This is a genomic window from Cryobacterium sp. MDB1-18-1 (assembly GCF_004402735.1).
Classification (GTDB): domain Bacteria; phylum Actinomycetota; class Actinomycetes; order Actinomycetales; family Microbacteriaceae; genus Cryobacterium; species Cryobacterium glucosi.
In genome coordinates this window covers 1-20,433 of record NZ_SOFR01000018.1, presented here as the reverse complement: position 1 = coordinate 20,433, position 20,433 = coordinate 1, and the positions used below count along the sequence as shown (strand labels likewise).

At 67.3% G+C, this 20,433-nt stretch carries 22 protein-coding genes; 11 read left to right on the top strand and 11 right to left on the bottom strand.

What is annotated here, in order from left to right; translation table 11 throughout:
* The first annotated feature begins 2 nt into the window (after positions 1–2).
* Together E3O50_RS04440 and E3O50_RS04435 are read left to right on the top strand one after the other, a co-directional pair.
* Entirely contained in the window at positions 3–1,604 is a 1,602-nt protein-coding gene (locus E3O50_RS04440; RefSeq protein ID WP_134558402.1) for a VWA domain-containing protein, read from the top strand.
* Positions 1,591–2,229 carry a hypothetical protein gene (locus tag E3O50_RS04435; RefSeq protein WP_134558401.1) on the top strand — a complete coding sequence of 213 codons (639 nt, stop codon included), beginning with the start codon at positions 1,591–1,593 and terminating at the stop codon, positions 2,227–2,229. The genes E3O50_RS04440 and E3O50_RS04435 overlap by 14 nt, the downstream gene beginning before the upstream one ends.
* Position 2,230: 1 nt before the next feature.
* Here the strand turns inward: E3O50_RS04435 and E3O50_RS04430 are convergent, their stop codons facing one another.
* Positions 2,231–2,860: a dihydrofolate reductase family protein gene (locus E3O50_RS04430; protein WP_134446550.1), complete on the bottom strand. Its 630-nt coding sequence runs from the start codon at positions 2,858–2,860 to the stop codon at positions 2,231–2,233.
* Between the two features lie 134 nt (positions 2,861–2,994).
* Here E3O50_RS04430 and E3O50_RS04425 point away from each other — a divergent pair, with 134 nt between their 5' ends.
* From E3O50_RS04425 to E3O50_RS04410, 4 genes are all read left to right on the top strand, one after another.
* Positions 2,995–3,615, top strand: coding sequence for a helix-turn-helix domain-containing protein (locus E3O50_RS04425; protein ID WP_134446551.1), 621 nt, complete (start codon positions 2,995–2,997; stop codon positions 3,613–3,615).
* A gap of 1 nt (position 3,616) precedes the next feature.
* A complete protein-coding gene (locus E3O50_RS04420) occupies positions 3,617–4,303 on the top strand; it encodes an SRPBCC domain-containing protein (protein ID WP_134446552.1) in 687 nt (228 codons plus the stop codon).
* A 73-nt stretch (positions 4,304–4,376) separates the two neighbouring features.
* Entirely contained in the window at positions 4,377–4,727 is a 351-nt protein-coding gene (locus E3O50_RS04415) for a hypothetical protein (protein ID WP_198413353.1), read from the top strand.
* 11 nt (positions 4,728–4,738) lie between these two features.
* Positions 4,739–5,092: a VOC family protein gene (locus E3O50_RS04410; protein ID WP_134558400.1), complete on the top strand. Its 354-nt coding sequence runs from the start codon at positions 4,739–4,741 to the stop codon at positions 5,090–5,092.
* A gap of 178 nt (positions 5,093–5,270) precedes the next feature.
* On the opposite strand, the gene E3O50_RS04405 is transcribed toward E3O50_RS04410, so the two are convergent.
* The gene (locus E3O50_RS04405; RefSeq protein ID WP_134446554.1) at positions 5,271–7,637 is read right to left on the bottom strand and encodes an excinuclease ABC subunit UvrA; all 2,367 of its coding nucleotides are present in this window, start codon (positions 7,635–7,637) and stop codon (positions 5,271–5,273) included.
* A 151-nt stretch (positions 7,638–7,788) separates the two neighbouring features.
* On the opposite strand from E3O50_RS04405, the gene E3O50_RS04400 reads away from it, so the two are divergent.
* Positions 7,789–8,382 (top strand): DUF308 domain-containing protein, encoded by a 594-nt coding sequence (locus E3O50_RS04400; RefSeq protein WP_166787271.1) that lies wholly within the window; start codon positions 7,789–7,791, stop codon positions 8,380–8,382.
* 5 nt (positions 8,383–8,387) lie between these two features.
* On the opposite strand, the gene E3O50_RS04395 is transcribed toward E3O50_RS04400, so the two are convergent.
* Positions 8,388–9,152, bottom strand: a complete 765-nt coding sequence (locus tag E3O50_RS04395) for an SDR family oxidoreductase (protein ID WP_134446556.1) — start codon at positions 9,150–9,152, stop codon at positions 8,388–8,390.
* A gap of 116 nt (positions 9,153–9,268) precedes the next feature.
* On the opposite strand from E3O50_RS04395, the gene E3O50_RS04390 reads away from it, so the two are divergent.
* The 4 genes from E3O50_RS04390 (at position 9,269) to E3O50_RS04375 (ending at position 12,038) form a co-directional block, all read left to right on the top strand.
* Entirely contained in the window at positions 9,269–9,739 is a 471-nt protein-coding gene (locus E3O50_RS04390; protein WP_134558398.1) for an NfeD family protein, read from the top strand.
* Positions 9,736–10,746 (top strand): SPFH domain-containing protein, encoded by a 1,011-nt coding sequence (locus tag E3O50_RS04385; protein WP_134446558.1) that lies wholly within the window; start codon positions 9,736–9,738, stop codon positions 10,744–10,746. Before E3O50_RS04390 ends, E3O50_RS04385 begins: the two co-directional genes overlap by 4 nt.
* 4 nt (positions 10,747–10,750) lie before the next feature.
* Entirely contained in the window at positions 10,751–11,563 is an 813-nt protein-coding gene (locus E3O50_RS04380; RefSeq protein ID WP_134558397.1) for a glycerophosphodiester phosphodiesterase family protein, read from the top strand.
* A gap of 109 nt (positions 11,564–11,672) precedes the next feature.
* A complete protein-coding gene (locus E3O50_RS04375; protein ID WP_134446560.1) occupies positions 11,673–12,038 on the top strand; it encodes an RNA polymerase-binding protein RbpA in 366 nt (121 codons plus the stop codon).
* 13 nt (positions 12,039–12,051) lie between these two features.
* Here E3O50_RS04375 and lnt read toward each other — a convergent pair whose 3' ends face one another.
* The 8 genes from lnt to E3O50_RS04335 all read right to left on the bottom strand — a co-directional run.
* Positions 12,052–13,749 (bottom strand): apolipoprotein N-acyltransferase, encoded by a 1,698-nt coding sequence (gene lnt / locus E3O50_RS04370; protein ID WP_134446561.1) that lies wholly within the window; start codon positions 13,747–13,749, stop codon positions 12,052–12,054.
* A 9-nt stretch (positions 13,750–13,758) separates the two neighbouring features.
* Complete coding sequence (locus E3O50_RS04365) at positions 13,759–16,218, bottom strand: DEAD/DEAH box helicase (protein ID WP_134446562.1); 2,460 nt, start codon at positions 16,216–16,218, stop codon at positions 13,759–13,761.
* A gap of 9 nt (positions 16,219–16,227) precedes the next feature.
* A complete protein-coding gene (tatC, locus tag E3O50_RS04360; protein ID WP_134446563.1) occupies positions 16,228–16,980 on the bottom strand; it encodes a twin-arginine translocase subunit TatC in 753 nt (250 codons plus the stop codon).
* A 47-nt stretch (positions 16,981–17,027) separates the two neighbouring features.
* Positions 17,028–17,249, bottom strand: a complete 222-nt coding sequence (gene tatA / locus E3O50_RS04355; RefSeq protein ID WP_134446564.1) for a twin-arginine translocase TatA/TatE family subunit — start codon at positions 17,247–17,249, stop codon at positions 17,028–17,030.
* On the bottom strand, positions 17,242–17,604 hold the full coding sequence (locus E3O50_RS04350; RefSeq protein WP_134446565.1) for a hypothetical protein: 363 nt from the start codon (positions 17,602–17,604) through the stop codon (positions 17,242–17,244). Before E3O50_RS04350 ends, tatA begins: the two co-directional genes overlap by 8 nt.
* A gap of 3 nt (positions 17,605–17,607) precedes the next feature.
* Complete coding sequence (locus E3O50_RS04345; RefSeq protein ID WP_134558396.1) at positions 17,608–18,618, bottom strand: WYL domain-containing protein; 1,011 nt, start codon at positions 18,616–18,618, stop codon at positions 17,608–17,610.
* Positions 18,615–19,643, bottom strand: a complete 1,029-nt coding sequence (locus E3O50_RS04340) for a WYL domain-containing protein (RefSeq protein WP_241975256.1) — start codon at positions 19,641–19,643, stop codon at positions 18,615–18,617. The genes E3O50_RS04345 and E3O50_RS04340 overlap by 4 nt, the downstream gene beginning before the upstream one ends.
* A gap of 81 nt (positions 19,644–19,724) precedes the next feature.
* On the bottom strand, positions 19,725–20,433 hold a 709-nt coding region (locus E3O50_RS04335; protein ID WP_134558395.1), incomplete at its 5' end, for an HNH endonuclease signature motif containing protein.

Sequence of the window (20,433 nt, the reverse complement as noted above, 5' to 3'; positions counted from 1 at the left end):
GCATGCTTCGCCTCCTGAGGAGCTTCGGCGTGGTCGCGGTCGCGGCGCTGCTGCTGGCGGGCTGCACCGTTGCGCAGCCGAACGAGCAGGACGGCCTGCCCAACGACGCCACGACTCTTCGGGTCCTTGCGGGCAGCGAGGTCAAGGACATGGCTCCGATCCTGGAGTCCGCGGCCGCGGACAAGGGAATCCGGGTGGTCTTCGACTACACCGGCACCCTCGCCGGCACGGAACTCGTCGCATCCGGTCGTGCCGTCGGTCGCTACGACGCGACGTGGTTCCCGAACAACCGCTACCTGTCGCTGCTTCCCGGGGCGGCCAAGGCCGTCTCCTCGAGCGTCAAGATCATGAGCTCCCCGGTCGTCCTCGGGCTTCGGCCCGCAGTGGCGGCGCGGCTCGGCTGGGACTCCGCCCCGCCGACCTGGGCGGACCTCGCCACCGCCGCTGCCGACGGTGAATTCACCTACGGCATGACCAATCCCGCGGCCTCGAACTCCGGGTTCAGCGCCCTCGTGGCGGTCGCGACGGCACTGTCCGGAACGGGAACCGCGCTCACCGATGCGGACGTCACTGCGGTCGGTCCTGAGCTGACCCGGTTCTTCTCCGGGCAGAAACTGACCGCCGGGTCCTCCGGCTTCCTTGCTGACAAATTCGTCGCAGACCCCACCCTCGTCGACGGCGTCATCAACTACGAGTCCGTACTCCTCGGTCTCGCCGGCAAGGGTGCACCGCTCACGATCGTCCGGCCGACCGACGGAGTCGTCACGAGCGACTATCCGCTCACCCTGCTGGCCTCGGCCGACACGGGCAAGCGTCCACTCTTCGACACCCTGACGGCCTGGCTCACCACTGACGCCGTACAGAAGCGAATCGTGTCGGAGACCCACCGTCGGCCAGGCGTTCCCGGGATCGACACCGGGTCGGCCTTCCCGGCCGGCATCCTCTTCGAGACGCCGTTCCCGAACACGCTGGACGTCGCCAACACCCTGATCGCGACCTACCTCGACACGGTGCGGGCTCCCGCGCAGACGCTCTTCGTGCTCGATACCTCCGGGTCGATGGCGGGGGAGCGGCTCACCGCGCTCCAACAGGCGCTCAAGAACCTCGCCGGGGCAGATTCCTCGACGACGGGCGGTTTTGCCGCGTTCCGCAACCGTGAGCGCGTGACCCTGATCCCGTTCAGCACCGCCCCGGATACCCCGACGATCGTCGACGTGCCTGCGGCGGACAAGACCGAGGCCCTGCAACGGATTCGCGATGTCGCGGATGGACTCTCCGCAGACGGCGGCACGGCGATCTATGCCTCGCTGGAGCGGGCGTATGCCCTCGCGCGGCAGCAGAAGGCCGAGCGGCCGGATACCTTCGTCTCGATCGTGCTCATGACCGATGGTGAGAACACCGACGGTGCAACGGCGAAGGACTTCGCGGACTACTACGCGGCCCAGGGTGCGGATACCCGGTCCATCGCGACCTACGTCGTTCTCTTCGGCAATGGCAACGTCGATGAGCTCACGAGCGTGGCGAAGCTCACGGGCGGGCAGGCCTTCGACGCCCTGAACGGCGACCTGTCGAGCGCGTTCCAGGACATTCGTGGGTACCAGTAGCGTGTCGCGGTGGCTCGCCTCCGCGAAGAACATCGTGGGTTCGGTACTCGGCATCGCGACCCTCGGCGCGCACGTCGCCGTCGGCCTCGGTCCGCTGTGGCCCGTTGTCGTCGTCGCGATGTACGCGGTCGGCGCGCTCGTCGCACCGCGCGACAGGGTGGACCTGCGGCCGGGACCACTGCATGGAGACGGGGGAGTGGCGTCAGCCGCGGACCTTGCTGCCCAGCTGGCCGTGCTGAGGAGATCGATGACGGCGGAGAACCGCCGCCTGCCGGACGAAGCGACCTCGAGGCTCGCCCGAATCCTGGATGCCCTCGATCAGGTCATCGCCCGCTGGACGGACCTGACCGAAGCGGCCGATCAGGCTCACACGGTAGAGCAGATGATCCTCGACTACCTGCCCACGTCGATCCAGCGGTTCCTGAACCTGCCGCGGAGCTTTGCGATCGCAAGCCGGGTCGAAGGGAAGAAGACGGCTGAGGACGAACTGATCGAGCAGTTGGACATCCTCGAGACGGAGAGCGATCGCATCCGCACCGCACTCTACGCGAAAGACCTCGCGGCGCTCGAAGACCAGAGTCGTTTCCTGCGTGAGAAATTCGGCCGATCCAAACTGGACCTCTGATTCAGGCGAGCCCGGGCAGGGGGACCGGCGGCGCCGGTGCGACGGGGGCCGCTGGGCGATAGGTCGCGATGATGACACCCGTGCTCGTCGTCGTGCTGTCGACGAGGTCGAGGGATGCCGAGGGGCCACCGTCCGGGAAGAGGCGTCGACCGGTGCCGAGCACCAGGGGGTGGATCAGGAGCGTGTACTGGTCGATCAGGCCCCAGCGCATCAGTGCACGCACGAGCTCGCCGCTGCCGAGGATCACGATGTCCTTGCCGGGCTGCTGGCGCAGTTCCGCGACGGTCGTCGTCGCCTCACCGCTCAGGAGGATCGAGTTGTTCCAGGCCAGGGGGCCGGGAAGGGTCATCGACGTCACGTACTTCGGGATGTTGTTGATCACCTCGGTATACGGGTTCTCCAGGGTCATCGCCGGCCAGATCGAAGCGAAATCCGCGTACGTCTTGCGTCCGAAGAGCAGGGCGCCGGCATCGCCGATTCCCGCGGCCATGACGCTGCCCATCACCGAGTCGGCATAGGGCTGGGCCCAGCCGCCGAGGTCGAAGCCGTCCCGGCGATCCTCGTTCGCCCGGCCGGGCGCCTGCATCACGCCATCGAGGGTCACGCTGTTGGTGACCACGATTCTGCTCATCGAAATCCTTTCCTCCGTCTGCAAACTTACTGCCCGATGCCGAATCTCCTAATTCGGGGGACAACAGATGACGCCTGCTCCAGACAGCCTTTCACCTTCTTGACAAAAAATATTGTCGGTGGAAGGCTGGTTGCATGCTCGAAGTCGCCGTCATCGACACCGCCGGAGCGGCGGCAGCGTCGCTCGAGCCCACACGGAGCCGGCTGCTCGCCGAGCTCGGCGAACCGGGTTCGGCCACGACCCTGGCGGCCAGGCTCGGCCTGCCGCGCCAGAAGGTCAACTATCACTTGCGCGAACTGGAACGCCACGGTCTCATCGAACTCGTCGCCGAGCGTCGCAAGGGGAACATGACCGAGCGGGTGATGCGGGCGACGGCACAGTCATTCGTGATCTCGCCAACGGCGCTCGGGGGAGTGGCTCCCGATCCGCGGCGTGGCGTGAATGAATTCTCGGCGCGCTGGATGCTCGCGGTTGCCGCCCGGCTCGTCCAGGAGGTCGGAATCCTGCTCGACCGCGCGGGGCGCGCACACCGCCCGCTTGCCACATTCACAATCGACAGCGAGCTGCGCTTCGCTTCGGCGGCCGATCGTGCCGATTTCAGCGCGGAACTCGCTCTCACGGTCGCCACCCTCGTCACGCGCTACGACGCGCCGCAGTCCCCGGGCGGTCGCGCCCACCGGCTCGTCCTCGCGCTGCACCCGAGCATCACCCGACCTCCGGAAGAACCCGGTAACCCAGCAGGCAAGGAGAACTGACATGAGCAAGGACTTCGAGATCGTCGTCGAGGGGGAGTTCCCCGGCGATCCTGAGCAGATGTGGGACGCCATCACCCAGAACACGGCGGCGTGGCTGTTCCCGACGGACGACATGCCCGGGGTTGACCTGGTCTCGGAGCGCCCGACCCATCACGTGAATCGGATGGAGGGACCCGACGGCTGGTTCAACCAGCTCGAACAGGTCATCGAACCGCGTCCGGGTGGGCATTCGTTCCTCCGCTGGGTGCACAGCGGCGTCATCCAGGACGACTGGGACAACCAGTACGACAGCGCGAGCAAGCACACCCTGTTCTACCTGCACACCCTGTCCGAGTACCTCGAGCACTTCGCCGGCCGCAGTGCCGTCTACGCCGATGTCCAGGGACCGGAGGCCTCTGGCGGTCCCGAGGGATTCGAGACGCTCCGGAGCGCACTGGGTTTGACTCCCACGTCGGCCGTGGGGGAGACCGTCACCGTCGCCCTGCCCGGAGTCCCGGCGGGAACGGCAAGCGTCGACTGGAACGCAGAGCACTTCATCGGCCTCCGCACGGCCGACGGTCTCTACCGATTCTTCGGTCGGAACGCCTTCGGTGCTGTCGTCGGGCTGACCGTGCACCGGTTCGGCGACATCGGGAGCGCGGGACTTCCCGAGGACTGGAAGACCTGGCTCGACGCCCTGTATGGCTGACGCCGGTCGGGAAGCAACGTCCGGGGACGTCGGACCTCTGGAAACCGTGTGCCTCGCGCGCTACCGTGGCAGCATGAGCGCAATGGATCTGGCCACCCTCCGCCGCCTGGCCGCGGAGGGCAACGAAGAGGCCGCGAACCGGCTCGCCGAACTCGCGGCGACTCGCGGCGACCTGGCCGAACTGCGCGAGCTAGTGGATTCCGGCAACGAACTCGCCGGCGAGAAGCTCGCGCAGCTCGCGGGGGAGCGCGGCGACATCGACGAGTTGCGCCGTCTGGTCGGCGCGGGAAACGAACTGGCGGCAGACAAGCTGGCCCAGTTCGCCGCGGCGCGGGAGGACATCGACGAACTCAGCCGTCTCGCCGACGAGGGCAACGAGGTTGCTGCGACACTCCTGACCCAGCTCATCCGTGGAACCGGGTAGGGGAGCCAACCATGGCAGTGACGGGTATCGGCGGGCTCTTCTTCCGCAGCAATGATCCGGACACCCGGGCGGCCTGGTACCGGGAGCACCTCGGTATCGAAGCGGGCCAGGCCGGCGTCTGGCAGCAGCAGGCAGGCCCGACCGTGTTCGCGCCGTTCCCCTCCGAAAGCGACTATTTCTCAGAGAAGCACTCGTTCATGCTCAACCTCCGTGTGACGGACCTCGACGCGCTCACCGCACGGCTCACGGCGGCGGGAGTCCACGTCGAGCGTCGCCCAGAGTGGGATACGACCGACTACGGCCGCTTCGCCCGCATCCACGATCCCGAGGGGCTTCCGATCGAGCTCTGGGAGCCTCCGGCCTGAACGGGCCGGATCGCATCAGCCTACCCATTCGCCCTGCCAACTGACATAATGTGCATTATCGGTCATTACCGGATGCCTGTTATCTGAGCCGTGTCGTCGTTGTTTCGTCGTCGTCGTTGTTATGTCGGCGTAATCGCGTCGGATTCTGTCTGACGGCCACCGGAGCCGGGCGGCCCGGTCAGGCGCCGACGTACGCAGCGAGGAACTGGCCGGTGAGGGTGGACCGGGCGGCGACGAGATCGGCGGGCGTTCCTTCGAAGACGATCCGTCCGCCGTCGTGGCCCGCACCGGGGCCGAGGTCGATGATCCAGTCGGCGTGTGCCATGACCGCCTGGTGGTGTTCGACGACGATCACGGACTTGCCGGAGTCGACCAGCCTGTCGAGCAGGCCGAGAAGCTGCTCGACGTCGGCGAGGTGGAGGCCGGTGGTCGGTTCGTCCAGGACGTAGATGTCGCCTTTCTCTGCCATCTGGCTCGCGAGCTTGAGCCGCTGTCGTTCGCCCCCGGACAGGGTCGTCAGCGGCTGTCCCAGGCCGAGATAGCCGAGTCCGACATCGGCCAGCCGGACGAGGATCGCGTGAGCGGCGGGCGTGCGCGCCTCCCCCGAACCGAAGAAACTTTCGGCCTCGGTGACCGACATGGCAAGGACCTCGCTGATGTCGCGCCCGCCGAGGTGGTAGTCGAGCACGGATGCCTCGAACCGCTTGCCCTCGCAGACCTCGCAGGTCGTCGCGACGGTGGCCATCACGCCGAGGTCGGTGTAGATGACGCCTGCCCCGTTGCAATTGGCGCAGGCGCCCTCGGAGTTGGAACTGAACAGCGCAGGCTTGACCCCGTTGGCTTTGGCGAAGGCCTTGCGGATCGGCTCGAGCATTCCGGTGTACGTCGCCGGGTTGCTGCGTCGGGAACCCCGGATGCCACCCTGGTCGATCGACACCACATCCGCGCCTGCCGGGATGGAACCGTGCACGAGCGAACTCTTTCCCGACCCGGCCACCCCGGTCAGCACGACGAGCACGCCGAGCGGGATGTCGACGTCGACGCCCTGCAGGTTGTTCCTCGTTGCGCCGCGGATCTCGAGCGCCCCCCTGGGCGTGCGCACGGTGTCCTTGAGGGCGGAGCGGTCGTCGAAATGACGACCGGTCAGGGTGCCGCTGGATCGGAGTTCCTCGACGGTGCCCTCGAAGCAGACCGTGCCGCCGGCCGTTCCCGCGCCAGGGCCGAGGTCGACGACGTGGTCGGCGATCACGATCGTCTCCGGCTTGTGCTCGACGACGAGCACCGTGTTTCCCTTGTCCCGCAGCTGCAGCAGCAACGTGTTCATCCGTTCGATGTCATGGGGGTGCAGCCCGATGGTGGGTTCGTCGAAGACGTAGGTCACGTCGGTCAGCGAGGATCCCAGGTGCCGGATCATCTTGGTGCGCTGGGCTTCACCGCCGGAGAGGGTGCCGGCCGGCCGGTCAAGGGAGAGATAGCCCAGTCCGATCTCGACGAAGGAATCGAGGAGCTGGCGCAGCGCGGTCAGGAGCGGCAACACGGAGGGTTCGTCGAGAGCGCGAACCCACCCGGCCAGGTCGCTGATCTGCAGGGAGCAGGCATCCGCGATACTGATGCCTGCGACCTTCGAGGACCGCGCGGCCGCACTGAGGCGGGTCCCCCGGCACTCCGGGCAGGTCGTGAACGTGACCGCGCGGTCCACGAACACGCGGATGTGCGGCTGCATCGCCTCGCGGTCCTTGGAGAGGAAGGCCTTCTGGACCTTGGGGACCAGACCCTCGTAGGTCATGTTGATGTCCCCCACCTTCACCTTGGTCGGTTCCCGGTACAGGAAGTCCTCGAGCTCCTGCGCGCTGTAGTCGCGGATCGGCTTGTCCGCGTCGAGGAAGCCCGACCCCGTGAAGATCCGCACGCCCCAGCCGTCCGGGGTGTAGCCGGGAATCGTGAGCGCACCCTCGTTGAGCGATTTGGCGGAATCATAGAGCTGGGTGAGGTCGATGTCGTTGACCGTGCCCATGCCCTCGCACCGGGGGCACATGCCGCCGGTGATCGTGAAACTGCGTCGTTCCTTCACGGTCTTGCCCGCCCGTTCGAGCGTGACCGCTCCCGCTCCGCTGATCGAGGCGACGTTGAAGGAGTACGCCTGCGGCGAGCCGATATGCGGCTGCCCCAGCCGGCTGAAGAGGATGCGCAGCAGCGCGTTCGCGTCGGTCGCGGTTCCGACCGTTGACCGGGAATTGGCGCCCATGCGCTCCTGGTCGACGATGATCGCGGTCGTGAGCCCCTCGAGCACGTCCACATCCGGCCGCGCGAGGGTCGGCATGAAGCCCTGCAGGAAGGCGCTGTACGTCTCGTTGATCATCCGCTGGGACTCTGCGGCGATCGTACTGAACACGAGGGAACTCTTTCCCGAACCGGAGACGCCGGTGAACACCGTCAGGCGACGTTTCGGGATGTCGATGGTGACGTTCTTGAGGTTGTTCTCCCTCGCGCCCTGAACCCGAATCAGATCGTGGATGTCGGCGGCGTGCGGAGGAAGACTCATCATGGCTCCATTCAACCAGCATCGCGCAATGCGCGAGCGGGGTGAACTCCCCCGGCGACCATTGCGCGCCAGGGGCCCTCCTCGCTACAGTCTGGGTGACCGAACCAGACGCCCAGGCGTCCCCAGTGGTATTTCGAGTCCGAGGAGCGCAGTCATGTCTCATCCCGTCACCGAATTCGATCTCACGGTGGACACGAGCCGCCTGAGCAAGCCCGAACTGACCACGATGCGAACCGCCATGGCCGTCGGCGGGGTCGTCGCCATCGTGCTCGGCGTGATGATCCTGGTCTGGCCGGGAGCCACGCTCACCATCGTGGCCGTCCTCTTCGGCCTCTACTTCCTGATCGGCGGAATCGTCCGGATCGTGCGCGGCATCGTCATGGCCGGCGGCGGCGCAGGCGTCCGGGTGCTGAACATCCTGCTCGGTGTGCTGCTGCTCGTCGCCGGTGTCATCGCGATCCGCAATCCGATCGGGACGATCGCCGTGCTCGGCATGGTCATCGGGATCTCGTGGCTGATCGAGGGTGTTGCGGCGCTCGTCGAAACGGCCTCGGACTCGAGCAGGTGGTTCGGCATCCTCTTCGCTGTGATCAGCATCGTGGCCGGAATCGTGGTGCTGCTCTCCCCCGTGAACTCGCTCGGCGTGCTCGTCATCGTCGGCGGGGTGTTCCTGATCGTGTCCGGCCTGGTCCAGCTGGTTGTGTCGTTCACGCTCGGACGCGGCGCGCGCACCAGCGTCACAGACTGACCTCGCTAGTCGGTGACCATGTCGGTGGTGTCGCCGACGTACCGGGTGTTGCCCGCGGGAACCGGCTCGACGGCGGCCAGGGCCACCTCTGCGGCGAATTCGCTCACGTTGTACAGGCGACCTGCGGCGACCTTGCGGGCGCTCATCGTTCCGGGGCTCGAACGCTCGAGGAGCGTCGCGGTGACGGTGCCCTCGATAATGTCTCCGGAGACCACGACGAAACCGATGCCTTCGGAGTCGAGTTCGGGGATGAGCGCGCGCAGCGCGTCCTCACCCGCACGCTTGCTCCGCGCGACCGGTACGTACTCCGGCATGGTCGGGGCTGTCTCGAAGAAGTGCGCCTGGTGGCTCGTGACGAACACGACCCTGGCGCCGGCGCCCAGCAGGGGGCGAGCGGCCGCGAGCAGGTTGAGCTGGGCATCCCGGTTGAGCTTCATCGCGTAGTCGGGGGCCATCCCGGTTTCCATGCCGCCTGAGGCATTCATCACGAGGATGTCGAGTCCGCCGTATTCCGCGCGGATCGTTTCGATCATGGCTGCGACCGAGGCCTCATCGGTGAGGTCGGCGCCCGCGGTGATGGCCGTTCCGCCGGCCGCGCGGATGGCGTCGGCGACTTTGATCGCCCGCGCCTCCTTGTTGCGGAAGTTGATGACGACGCTCGCTCCGGCCTCCGCGAAGATTCCGACGGTCGCGGCTCCCACGCCCCGGGAAGAGCCGGTGACGAGGACACGCTGTCCGTTCAGTGAACCTGCGGCAAGTGGGTTGGTCACACGAACTCCTCAAATAACGAACTGGGTCTAGCTGAAGACCTTACCAAGAACCCCGACCCCGACCTTGTCGGCACACCTGCTAGTTTGAGAAGGGGAACACAATGGGGAGGGTCACTATGGACGTATTCGCTGCGAATTACGCGTGGGTTGTCTGGCTGGTGCTCATATTGATCTTCATCACGATCGAGATGGTCACTCTTGACCTCACGTTCCTGATGATTTCCCTTGGCAGTCTCGGCGGCCTGATTTCCGGCCTGTTCGGTGTGCCGTGGTGGGGCCAGCTCGTGATCGCGGCGCTCCTGTCCATGGTGCTGCTGCTCGGCATCCGCCCGCCCCTGCTCCGGGTGCTCAAACGAGGTGGCGACCCGACCCTCAGCAACGTCGACGCCCTCCTCGGCCAGGACGGTCACATCGTGAGCTCGACCGGCGCCCTCGCCCAGGTGCGCCTCGCGAACGGTGAGACCTGGACCGCGCGCTTCTCCCCCCTCGTCGAGCCGGCCGTTTTTACGCCGGGCGAACGCGTCATCGTCATCGCCATCGACGGGGCGACCGCAGTGGTCATCCCCGCAGAAAGGAACATTTCATGAATGATCCGACCCAGGTCGTCGTGCAGGTGATCGTTGTGGCCTTCGTCGCGGCGCTGGTCATCTTCGTGATCGTCACCCTCGCGAAATCCATCCGCATCATTCCCCAGGCCAGGGCCGGGGTCGTGGAAAGGCTGGGCAGGTACCACAAGACGCTCATGCCCGGCCTCAACATCCTGATCCCGTTCGTCGACAGGCTGCGTCCCCTCATCGACCTGCGCGAGCAGGTCGTGTCCTTCCCGCCCCAGCCGGTGATCACCGAGGACAACCTCGTCGTGTCGATCGACACGGTCGTGTACTTCCAGGTGACGGATGCCCGGGCAGCGACCTATGAGATCGCCAACTACCTGGGCGCGGTCGAACTGCTCACGACGACGACCCTCCGTAACGTCGTCGGCGGGCTGAACCTCGAGGAAGCGCTTACGAGCCGTGACAACATCAACGGCCAGCTCCGCATCGTTCTCGACGAAGCAACGGGCAAGTGGGGCATCCGGGTCGGCAGAGTCGAGCTCAAGGCCATCGATCCGCCGCACTCCATCCAGGACTCGATGGAGAAGCAGATGCGCGCCGAGCGTGACCGTCGCGCGCTGATCCTGACCGCAGAGGGCACCAAGCAGTCCGCCATCCTCACGGCGGAGGGCGCCCGACAGGCGGCCATCCTCTCCGCGGAGGGCGACGCGAAGGCGGCTGTGCTGCGGGCCCAGGGTGAGGCCGAGGCCATCACGACCGTGTTCCGGGCGATCCACGAAGGCGACCCCGACCCGAAACTCCTCGCCTACCAGTACCTGATGACCCTGCCGAAGCTCGCAGAGGGCAGTGCGAACAAGCTGTGGATCGTGCCGAGCGAACTCACCGAGGCGATGAAGGGCATCGGCCGCGCTTTCGGAGAGCGGCCCGTCGCCGGTTCCTCCACCTCCCCGGCCGCCGCTCCCCCGGCTGCCGCGTCCGCCGGGCCGTCCGTGGAGATTCCCGCCGACGCGCCGGCCGGCTCACACGCCGCAGAGGGGTAGCCCCGTGGTTTCGGGCGGCCCCCCTGCATTCCTGGCCGGGTCGCCCCCGCGCATTTTCGCGCACCGCGGCCTCGCACTGAACGCCCCCGAGAACACGGTCCTCGCCTTCCGGCACGCGCTCGAGCACGGCGCGACCCACCTGGAGACCGACGTGCACGCCTCCCGTGACGGGGTCGCCGTGCTCAGTCATGACGCGAGTCTGGCACTGCCCGAGTTGGACATCCCGCTCGAGGAGCTGCGTATCGCCGAACTGCAGCGGATCGACCTCGGCTACGGCCAGTCCTTCTCCTCACTGACGGAAGCCCTCGAGGCCTTCCCGGAGGCGCTGTTCAACCTCGACGTGAAATCCGAGGGCGCCATTGCCGCGACGGCGGCCGCCGTTCTTGCGGCGGGAGCGACCGGGCGGGTCCTGGTGACCTCGTTCTCCGAGGAACGACGCAGGAAGACGCTCCGGCTCCTTCCCGGAGTCGCGTCGAGCGCGTCCGCGCCGGTTGTGGCTCAGTCCGTTGTCGCCGCGCGGCTCGGGAACAGGGCGCTGCTGCGACGCGTTCTCAACGGATGCGTTGCGGTCCAGGTTCCGGAGACGGCATCAGTGCTGCGAGTGGTGACACCCCACTTCGTAAGGGCCATCCACTCGGCGGGCGTCGAGGTTCACGTCTGGACGGTCAACGACCCCGCCGCCATGGAACGACTGCTGGACACCGGTGTCGACGGCCTTGTCACCGACCGACCAGACCTCGCCGCCGCGCTCGTGGACCGCAGATCCGACCGTGGAACCGACCGCGGAACAGCCCGCGACACGCCCGGCAAGCCATAAATCCCACTTCCGAAACTGAGAGTTATCACCGAGTAGGGGCATAACGGAAAGATAACGCCCAGCTTGACGGTTTATAACTGAGAGTTGCATCGCGAGAGGAGACCACACAATGGCGGATCGCAGTTTGCGTGGCATGAGGTTGGGCGCACAAAGCCTTCAAAGCGAAGAGGGCGTAACCTTTTCACCACGAGTTAGTCACACATACCTGTGTGCAACGTGCTCACGAGAGACGGTGATGATCTTTTCGGCGGAGGCGGAAGCCCCCGACGAGTGGGAATGCCGGTTCTGTTCCCAGACGGCCACCCGGCTCGTCGATTCCAAGCCCGTCATCGTCGATCACTCGGCCGAGAAGGTACCGCGCACACACTGGGACATGCTCCTGGAACGTCGCACCCGTCCCGAGCTCGAGGAACTGTTGCAGGAGCGCCTCGCGTTCCTCCGCGCACGTCGCGGCCAGCAGAAGATCGGCGCCTGACACCGAGCAGACACTACGCACGCACCCGATTCCGTCGGGTGCGTTCTGCGTTAACCGGCCGGATCGATGCCACCTCTGCACGCCGGCGCGCATCGCTCCGGGCGGACGGCGCGAAGAACAGGCAGAAGACGAGCCCCGCGAGTCCGAGCCCGGAGACAAGCCACTCGATGCCCCGACCGGCAACCATCGCGGGGGTCAGCGTCGTGCTGAGCGGAACGGTCTGCACCATGGCCCCTGGCACCCACGTCGGCAGGCTGTCCATCGTGTGGCCGTCGGGCGCGATGATGGCGCTCGACCCGACCGTCGAAATATTGACGACGGTCCGCCCGGCCTCGATTGCGCGCAGACGGGCGATCGCGAGCTGCTGGACGCTCTCGTCCGTGTGCCCGAAGTCGGCGTTGTTGGTCTGCGCCAGGATGACCGTGGCCCCGGAGTCGATCATCTGGTGAACCAACTGGTCGTCTGCGATGTCGAAGCAGATCGCGATGCCGGCCAGGATCCCGTTGACGTCGAAGACGTTCGGCTGGGTGCCGAGCTGGTAGTCCCGCGAGATCAGGTCGATCAACTCCGGGGCAAAGGGGCGCCAAAATGCCCGATCAGGCATGTATTCTGCGAACGGTACCGGGTGGACCTTGTCGTAGAGCGCTGTGACGCCCTCCCCCGCCTTCCAGAGCAGGCTCGTGTTGTAGTACTTGCCGTCCCGGTACGTGATCGTTCCCGTGATGAGCGGGGCCACCATCGCGCGGCTGACGTAGTCGAGGACGTCGGCGGCGTCCTGCGACCGGGTCGGGTCGATGTCACTGCCGTTCTCCGGCCACACGACGAAGTCGACCGGCTGCCCGACGAGCGGGAGGGTGGCTGAGGTGTGGTCGGCGAGGATCTGCCCCGGCGAATACCGCGCAAAGAGCCCGGCATCGGAAGCGCCCTGGACGGCGGCGATCCTGGCCTCCCCCGACTGGGCGATGGACACCGCCGGCACGAGGAGGAGCAGGGCGACGGATGCCGTGAGCACGGTCCACCTGGCCAGCACGCCCCAGCCCACCTCACGCAGCAGCTGCAGCGCGAGGGCACTCAGCCAGACGATCAGGAAGGTGAGCCCGGACATCCCGACCCAGGCGACGAGGCCGGCAAACGGACTCTCCGACTGCGAGATCGCCACGCGGCCCCAGGCGAAGCCGCCGTACGGCCAGACCGCGGAAATCGCCTCACGCGCCGTCCAGAGGCCGGCCACGACCAGCGGAACCATGCCCAGGCGTCCCCATCGGGTCGGCCAGGCCAGCGGTCCGCGGTTGAGGACCACGGCGATGAGCCACAGCCCGACGCCGAAGAAGATCGCCTCGAGTCCGCCGAGGGCGAGCCAGGGCACCGGGCCGAGGTAGAGGGTGATCCAGCTGATGTGGATCAGCCAGAAGGACAGTCCGGCGACCATGCCGACCAGAAGCGCCGGTCCCGGCCGGCGGCCGAGCAGGGCGAGGAACATCAGCAGTACGCCGACCGGAGCGAGGATCCACCAGGAGCGGTCGGGGAACCCGCCGTCGAGGATGGCGCCCGCGCCCGCTGCCAGCACCAGGGCGGCCGGGAGCGGCAGGCGGAAGTCCCCGCGGTCCGCGGACCTCCCGACGCGGTTCACCTGTACGTCGACACGGTTCACCGGGGCGACACTCACCGGCACGACACTCACCGGCACGACACCCGCCTGCACGACACTCATCTCCACGGCCTAGGCGAACGACGAGTATGCGACGATGCCGCGTCGAATGGCATCGAGCGCGATCCGGGCTGTCGCGCCGACCGGGGCATCGGCGACGACGGACAGCTGATCAAGGAGGTCGATGGTCTGCTTGGTCCAGCGTACGAAGTCCCCCGCGGCCATTTCGGCCTCGTCGAGGACGTCGATGAGCGAGCCGTCACGGGCCCATTTCCACATGGCAAGGCTGAGTCCGACCGCGAGCGGGTTACTGCCAGGCAGCTGGTGGTCCCGTTCGAGGTCGTCGAGGCGGCTCCAGAGCTCCTGGGTGTCGTGCAGGGCTGCGCGGAACGGGCCCCGCGGCAGGTAGCGCTCGTCGATCAGTCCCTCTTCGCGTCTTGGTTCGAAGACGAGGGCGCAGGCCATCGCCGCGAGTCCGGCCGGGTCGAGGTCGTTCCACAAGCCGCGGCGCAGGGACTCGGCGACGAGCAGGTCCCTGTCGGCATAGATCCGCCGGAGGATGAGGCCGCTCTCGCTCAGGGTCACCGCACCGTCCCGGTCTTCGAGCAGGTAGCCGTAACCGAGGAGGACCTCGGTGACGCGGTCGAAGACGCGGGCGACGGCTCCCGTGCGGGTCGTGATCTGCTTGGTGAGGGCATCCGTTTCCCGACGCAGTTTCCACCACCGCTGCGCCCAGCGGGCGTGCGACTCGCGCTCGGGGCAGTTGTGGCACGGATGCGCGCGCAGCCGCTTCCGGAGGCTCGCGAGCTCGCGCTGGCGGCGTTCCTTCGCCGCGCGGGCGCCGGTCTCCCCCGTGAGCGTCTCGCGTTCGACCTCGGTGAGCCGGCGGCGGATCGCCGAGTACTCGGTGAAGTCTCCGAGGTGGCAGACCATCGAGGCGGCGAAGCCCGTGAGGGATTCCTCCTGCTGGCGGACGGCCCTGGCCATGTCGACGACAGCCCTGTCGGCCTGGAACTGGGCGAATGAGGATTCCAGGACCGTGCGGGTGCGGTCACGGCCGAACTGGTCGATCAGGTTCACGGCCATGTTGTAGGTCGGCTTGAAGCTCGAATTGAGCGGGTACGTGCGCCGGGAGGCGAGCGATGCGACGGTCTGCGGGTCGAGCCCTGAGGCCCACTGGATGACCGAGTGGCCTTCGACGTCGATGCCGCGGCGGCCGGCGCGGCCGGTGAGCTGGGTGTACTCCCCCGGCGTGATCGGGACCCGGGCCTCGCCGTTGAACTTCTCGAGCTTGTCGAGGACGACGGTTCGCGCGGGCATGTTGATCCCGAGGGCGAGGGTCTCCGTCGCGAAGACCGCTTTGACGAGCTTCTTCTGGAAGAGTTCCTCGACGACCTCCTTGAAGGCGGGGAGCATGCCGGCATGGTGGGCGGCGACGCCGCGTTCGAGACCGTCGAGCCATTCGAAGTAGCCGAGCACGCCGAGGTCCTCGTCAAGCAGGGTGCGGCAGCGTTCGTCGACGATCGCACGGATCTCGGCCCGTTCCGCGGCATCGGTCAGGCGGACGCCTGCCCGCAGGACCTGGTTGACCGCCTGGTCGCAGCCGACCCTGCTGAAGATGAAGAAGATGGCGGGGAGCAGATGCTTGCCGCCGAGGAGCCGGACGATCTCGGCTCTGTCCATCCTGCCCGGTTCGAAGGTCGAACGCGGGGGCTGCGCGCGGCCGCGGTTGCCCCCGTGCCTGCCGTCCTGGCGGACGGAGACCCCGCGGCCGGCGCCCTGGGCGAGGCGGACCAGTTCCGGGTTCACCCGGTGGGTTCCCGCGGCACCCGCAGCGTCGAACAGGTCGAGCATCTTGCTCTTGACGAGCACGTGCTGCTCGAGCGGCACGGGCCGTTCCTCGGAGACGATGACGTCGGTCTCGCCGCGGACGGCCTGCAGCCAGTCGCCGAACTCCTCCGCGTTGGACACGGTCGCACTCAGCGACACCATCCGCACGTTCTGGGGCAGGTGGATGATGACCTCTTCCCAGACGGCGCCGCGGAACCGGTCGGCGAGGAAGTGCACTTCGTCGAGCACCACGAAGGCGAGGTTGGTGAGCAGGTCGGAGTCCGCGTAGAGCATGTTGCGCAGCACCTCGGTCGTCATGACGACGATCCGGGCCTGCGGGTTCACGTTGGTGTCGCCGGTGAGGAGGCCGACTTCGTCCGCCCCGTACTCGGCGACGAGCTCCTGGAACTTCTGGTTGCTGAGCGCCTTCATCGGGGCGGTGTAGAAGACCTTTTTGGTCGACTGCTTCATCGCCAGGTAGATCGCGAACTCCGCGATCAGGGTCTTGCCCGCTCCGGTCGGTGCCGCCACGAGGACGCTGTTGCCGTCCTCGAGGGAGGCGCAGGCGGCGATCTGGAACGGGTCGAGGTCGAACCGGAGGCCGGCTCGGAAAGCTGAGAGCCTGGGGCGGCTCGCCCGGTCGCGGGCCGCTGCGAAGCGCTCGGCCGGCGTCGGCTCGGCCGGGGTCTGGAGAGAGGTCATGGTCGACGCCTAGAGCGCCAGCTCCTGTTCGAATGCGAGGGCGCGCCGGGCGGCACGCCGGTCGTGCAGCACGGCCACCCCGTACGCGGCGAAGTACAGCACCACCATGGGGATGGCGAGGAGGAACATCGACACGACGTCAGCGGCGGGGGTCGCGATCGCGGTGAAAAGGATGATCACGAGGATGGCGACCCGCCAGGACTTGATGATCGACTGCGCACTGATCACCCCGGCGAAGTTCAGCAGCACGATGAAGACGGGCAGCACAAATGCGATCCCGATCGCGACGACGAGTTTCAGCACGAAATCGAAATAGCTCTGAGCGGTGATGAGCGCGGCGTCCTGTGACGGTGCGAAGCCCGTCATGAGTTCAACGACGTGCGGCAGGACGTAGAAGCCGGCGGCACAGCCCGCCAGGAACAGCGGCACCGCGGTGAAGAAGAAGCCGAAGGTGTAACGCTTCTCGGTTCGGGTCAGTCCGGGCATCAGGAACGCGAAGACCTGGTACAGCCACATCGGGCTCGAGATGACGATTCCGACGTAGACGGAGATCTTGAGCTTGAGGTCGAAGGCGCTCGTGATGTCCGGGTAGTTCAGCTGCGCGCTGCGCCCCTGTGCCGACGCGATCGTGTAAATCGGCTCCCTGAGGGCGTTCCACACGAAATCGGACAGGAAATAGCCGATCACGGCGCCGACGAGTATTCCGGCTGCCGCGAGGAAGAGGCGTTTCCGCAGCTCGAGCAGATGCTGTCCGAGGGACATCTTCCCGTCGGAGTTCGTGCGCCGAGGAGTGCGCCCAGGCACGGAGGTTACGGCTTTGTCGTCGGATCGGGCGCGTCGGCTCCCGGGGCGGAGTCCGTCCCCGGTGCGCTCTTCGTCTCAGCGGGCTCATCGCTGCGGATCTCACTCTTGAAGATCTTCATCGACTGGCCGAGGCTGCGCGCGAGTGCGGGAAGCTTGGGCGCACCGAAGAGCAGCAGAACGATGACAAGGATGATCAGGAAGTGCCATCCGGTCAGGTTGTTAAGCATGAGGGCGTGTCCTCTTCATCGGTGGGTCTGGTCTAACGATCGGGCCGTGTTGCAACAGCTTACCTCTGGCGATCCGACGATCGCGCCGTTCCTGCCTGGAGCGTTCACGCGCGGTTCGGTGCAGGTCGACGGTCAGGGCGAGTTCGTTCACGTCCGCGAAGATCGCAGGACGCCGCGGCGGCCGTGTCTCCTCGGCCGGGTCCGTGTCGAGTTCCCCGACGAGGTCACCGAGCGCGCCGACTGCATCCGCGAGCGCCATCAGCTTCCGGAAGAGCATGACGGCGAACCAGGCCAGCATGCCGAGGAGGACGAGCACCAGGCCGGTCCAGATCAGGAGCCAACTCCACCACGGCATCGGCTACTCCCCCGGCCCTGCCGGTGTACTGGATGCCGCAGGCTCCGAATACCGTGCCGCGCCGGCATCCGCCCACGCGCGCACGATCTCGCGAGCGGCGGCGGGCTCGACGACGGTCACGACCCCGGAGAGACCCGCGACGAGGCGTTTGAGTGCGTGGTAGTGCGAGACACGCAGGGTCGCCCTGACCCGGTCACCCGCGAGGTGCTGGACCGGGCGGCCGGAGAGGTAGTCGCCCAGGAGCGGCAGCGCACCGGCAGCGAGCTCCACGACGACGTCCAGGTCGGATTCGGAGCCCTGGAACAGGGTCTCCGGCAGCACGAGTTCCTCTGTGCGGCTCGTCACGGGGCGATCGGTGACGGTGAGGGCGCTCATCCGGTCGAGCCGGAACGTCCGGACGGCTCCGCGCAGGTGGCACCAGCCGCGCAGGTACCAGTCCCGGTCGACGGATTCGACGCGGAGCGGGTCGACGTAGCGTTCTTCCTGCCCGCCGCGGGCGTTCAGGTAGTCGAACCTGACCTGGACGCCGGAGCGCAGTGCGGACTGGATGAGGGAGATGGCGTCTCCCGAGGTACGAGCGGATACAGCGAGCTGGCTCGGCGCGGCGGTGGCGCTCCGGCTGAGCTTGGCCATCAAGGATGCGATCGCATCCCGGTCGGCGTTCTCGGGAAGCGAGGAGAGGTATTGCAGTCCTGCGATGAGCGCGGCGGCCTCGCGGGCGGAGAACCGTGGCGAGTCCTCGATCGCCACGAGGTGGGTCAGCACGATCGTGTCGTCGGCCTCGAACTGGCCCCACTCGATGTCGAAGAGATCCCCTGGCAGGTACTGGCTCGTGTCTCCGGGCACCCCGGAAACGGCGATGAGGGTGACCGCGTCGCGCACCCGCTCTGGCGCGACGCCGAAGTGAGCGGCGACGTCCGTGACGCTGATGCCGTCGTGGTCGATGAGATAGGGAACGAGCGAGAGCAGGAATGTGAGTTTGTCGGGGGCGCCGAGGGGCACGCGGGGGGTCATGAACGCACCTCGAGCGGCTCATGGGCGTCGCGGACGCGGAGCAGCCGGTCGAGCACGGCGTCCCGGAGGGCCGGCGGGGAGAGCACGAGGACCTCGGGCCCGAACCCGGAAAGCTCGTCCGCGAGGATGTTGAGGTCCGTGTAGTGCAGGACGAGTGCCGCGATCGGCTGGGCGCCGCCGGAGGCATCCGCCGCCCGTTTGCCGAGACGCACCGCGGCATCGCTGCCCGGGAGGACCTCGATCTCAGCGACGTTGGCCGCGGAGAGCGCATCGAGTTCGGCGAGGGCGGTCTGGCCGGCGTCCGGCCCGGATTCGGGTGCGACCAGGTCGGGGACGACCACGACCGGTCCGACGATGCGGGACAGCAGGAACGTGCGGGTCGCCCCGGCGTCGAGGTCGGTACCGAACAGGTGCCAACGGCTTTCGTGCTGGACGACGGCGCGCGGCGCCACCTGACGGCGCCGGGGCGCCGCCTCGCCGGGCTTGAGGTAGAGGAAGGAGACCACGTGCGCGCGGTCCATGGCCTTGCTGAGCGGTTCGAAGGACGCGTCGCGGACCCGGAGGGTCGGGGCGTACCCGAGCACGGGGTCGCCGTCCGCTCCGCCGAGCGCGTTGAGCTTGGTCAGGGCGCGCCGGGACTCCGCCGAGAGCGATCCCTCGCGCCACACGGTCGCGGCGAGCTTGAGCAGCATCAGTTCGTCACCGGAGAAGGACACGTCGGTCGGAAGTCCGTAGAGCCCCTTGGGGATCCGGTAGCGCAGGTACCGGTTATTGCCGGGATCGTCGGGCTGTTCGACGGTCTCGAGCGGGATTCCGAGTTCGCGGATGTCGTCCTTGTCCCGCTCGAACTGCCGTTCCAGGCTCGCATTGTCGCCGCTGTGCACGTAGCGCTGCCGGTAGCCCTGAACGGTCGAGAGGATGTCGGCCTTCGTGAGGCCGATTTCGGTCGCTATCAGGGCCAGCACGAGGCTGAACAGGCGTTCTTCAACCGTGACGCGGTTGATCGGTTCGGGGGTCGTCGACACCCCGTGAGTCTAACCGAGCGCCGGCACACCGCCCGTGTCGCGGAACGAGAAGCGGAGGCGACTCGTTGCCCGGGTCACTGGTCATGGGCGGTTGGGCGGTCCGGTGAGGACCTGGTGGGCGCGGTGCCGGTTCGGTGGCCGCCAGAGTCGTTGCGGGTCGATGAGTCCGGGGGCCCGGACTTGTGGTGAGCCTTTCACCATCCGGATCTCCCACCCGGAGGTATCGATGCTGTGGTGGTGGAACCAGCAGAGTAAGACACCGTTGTCGACGGTCGTCGGGCCGTCCTGGGCCCAGGGCTTCACGTGGTGTACTTCGGCCCAGTGCGCCGGGGCTTTGCACCCGGGAATGATGCAGCCGCCGTCCCGGGCGGTAATCGCCCGGCGCTGGGCCCGGTTGAAATAGCGCCGTTCCGGCCCGAGCTTGAGCACTTCGTTGTTCGCCCCGAACAACACGCCCTGGAAGCCGCCGTCGCAGATGCGCTGATGCACCGTCTTCAAAGACACGGGGGCCTCGACGCCGTCGATCCACCCCACCCCGACCCCCGAGGCGAGGTCCGCAGCGTTCACGTGCACCATCACCGTCGGCGCCGACCCGCCCATCGACGGGGTGTCCTCGTCCCGGGCGGCGTGTTCGAACAACGCCCGGAGGATGTCCGCGCGTTTCTCCCCGCCCGTGCGGGTGTCCGCGCGCCGCTCCCGGAGCTCTGCTTCGATCACGTCCAGATCCGGGCCCGTGTCGGCGTCGCCGTCCGCTGATTCGGCGCCGGGGATCATCTGCCCCGAATCCATC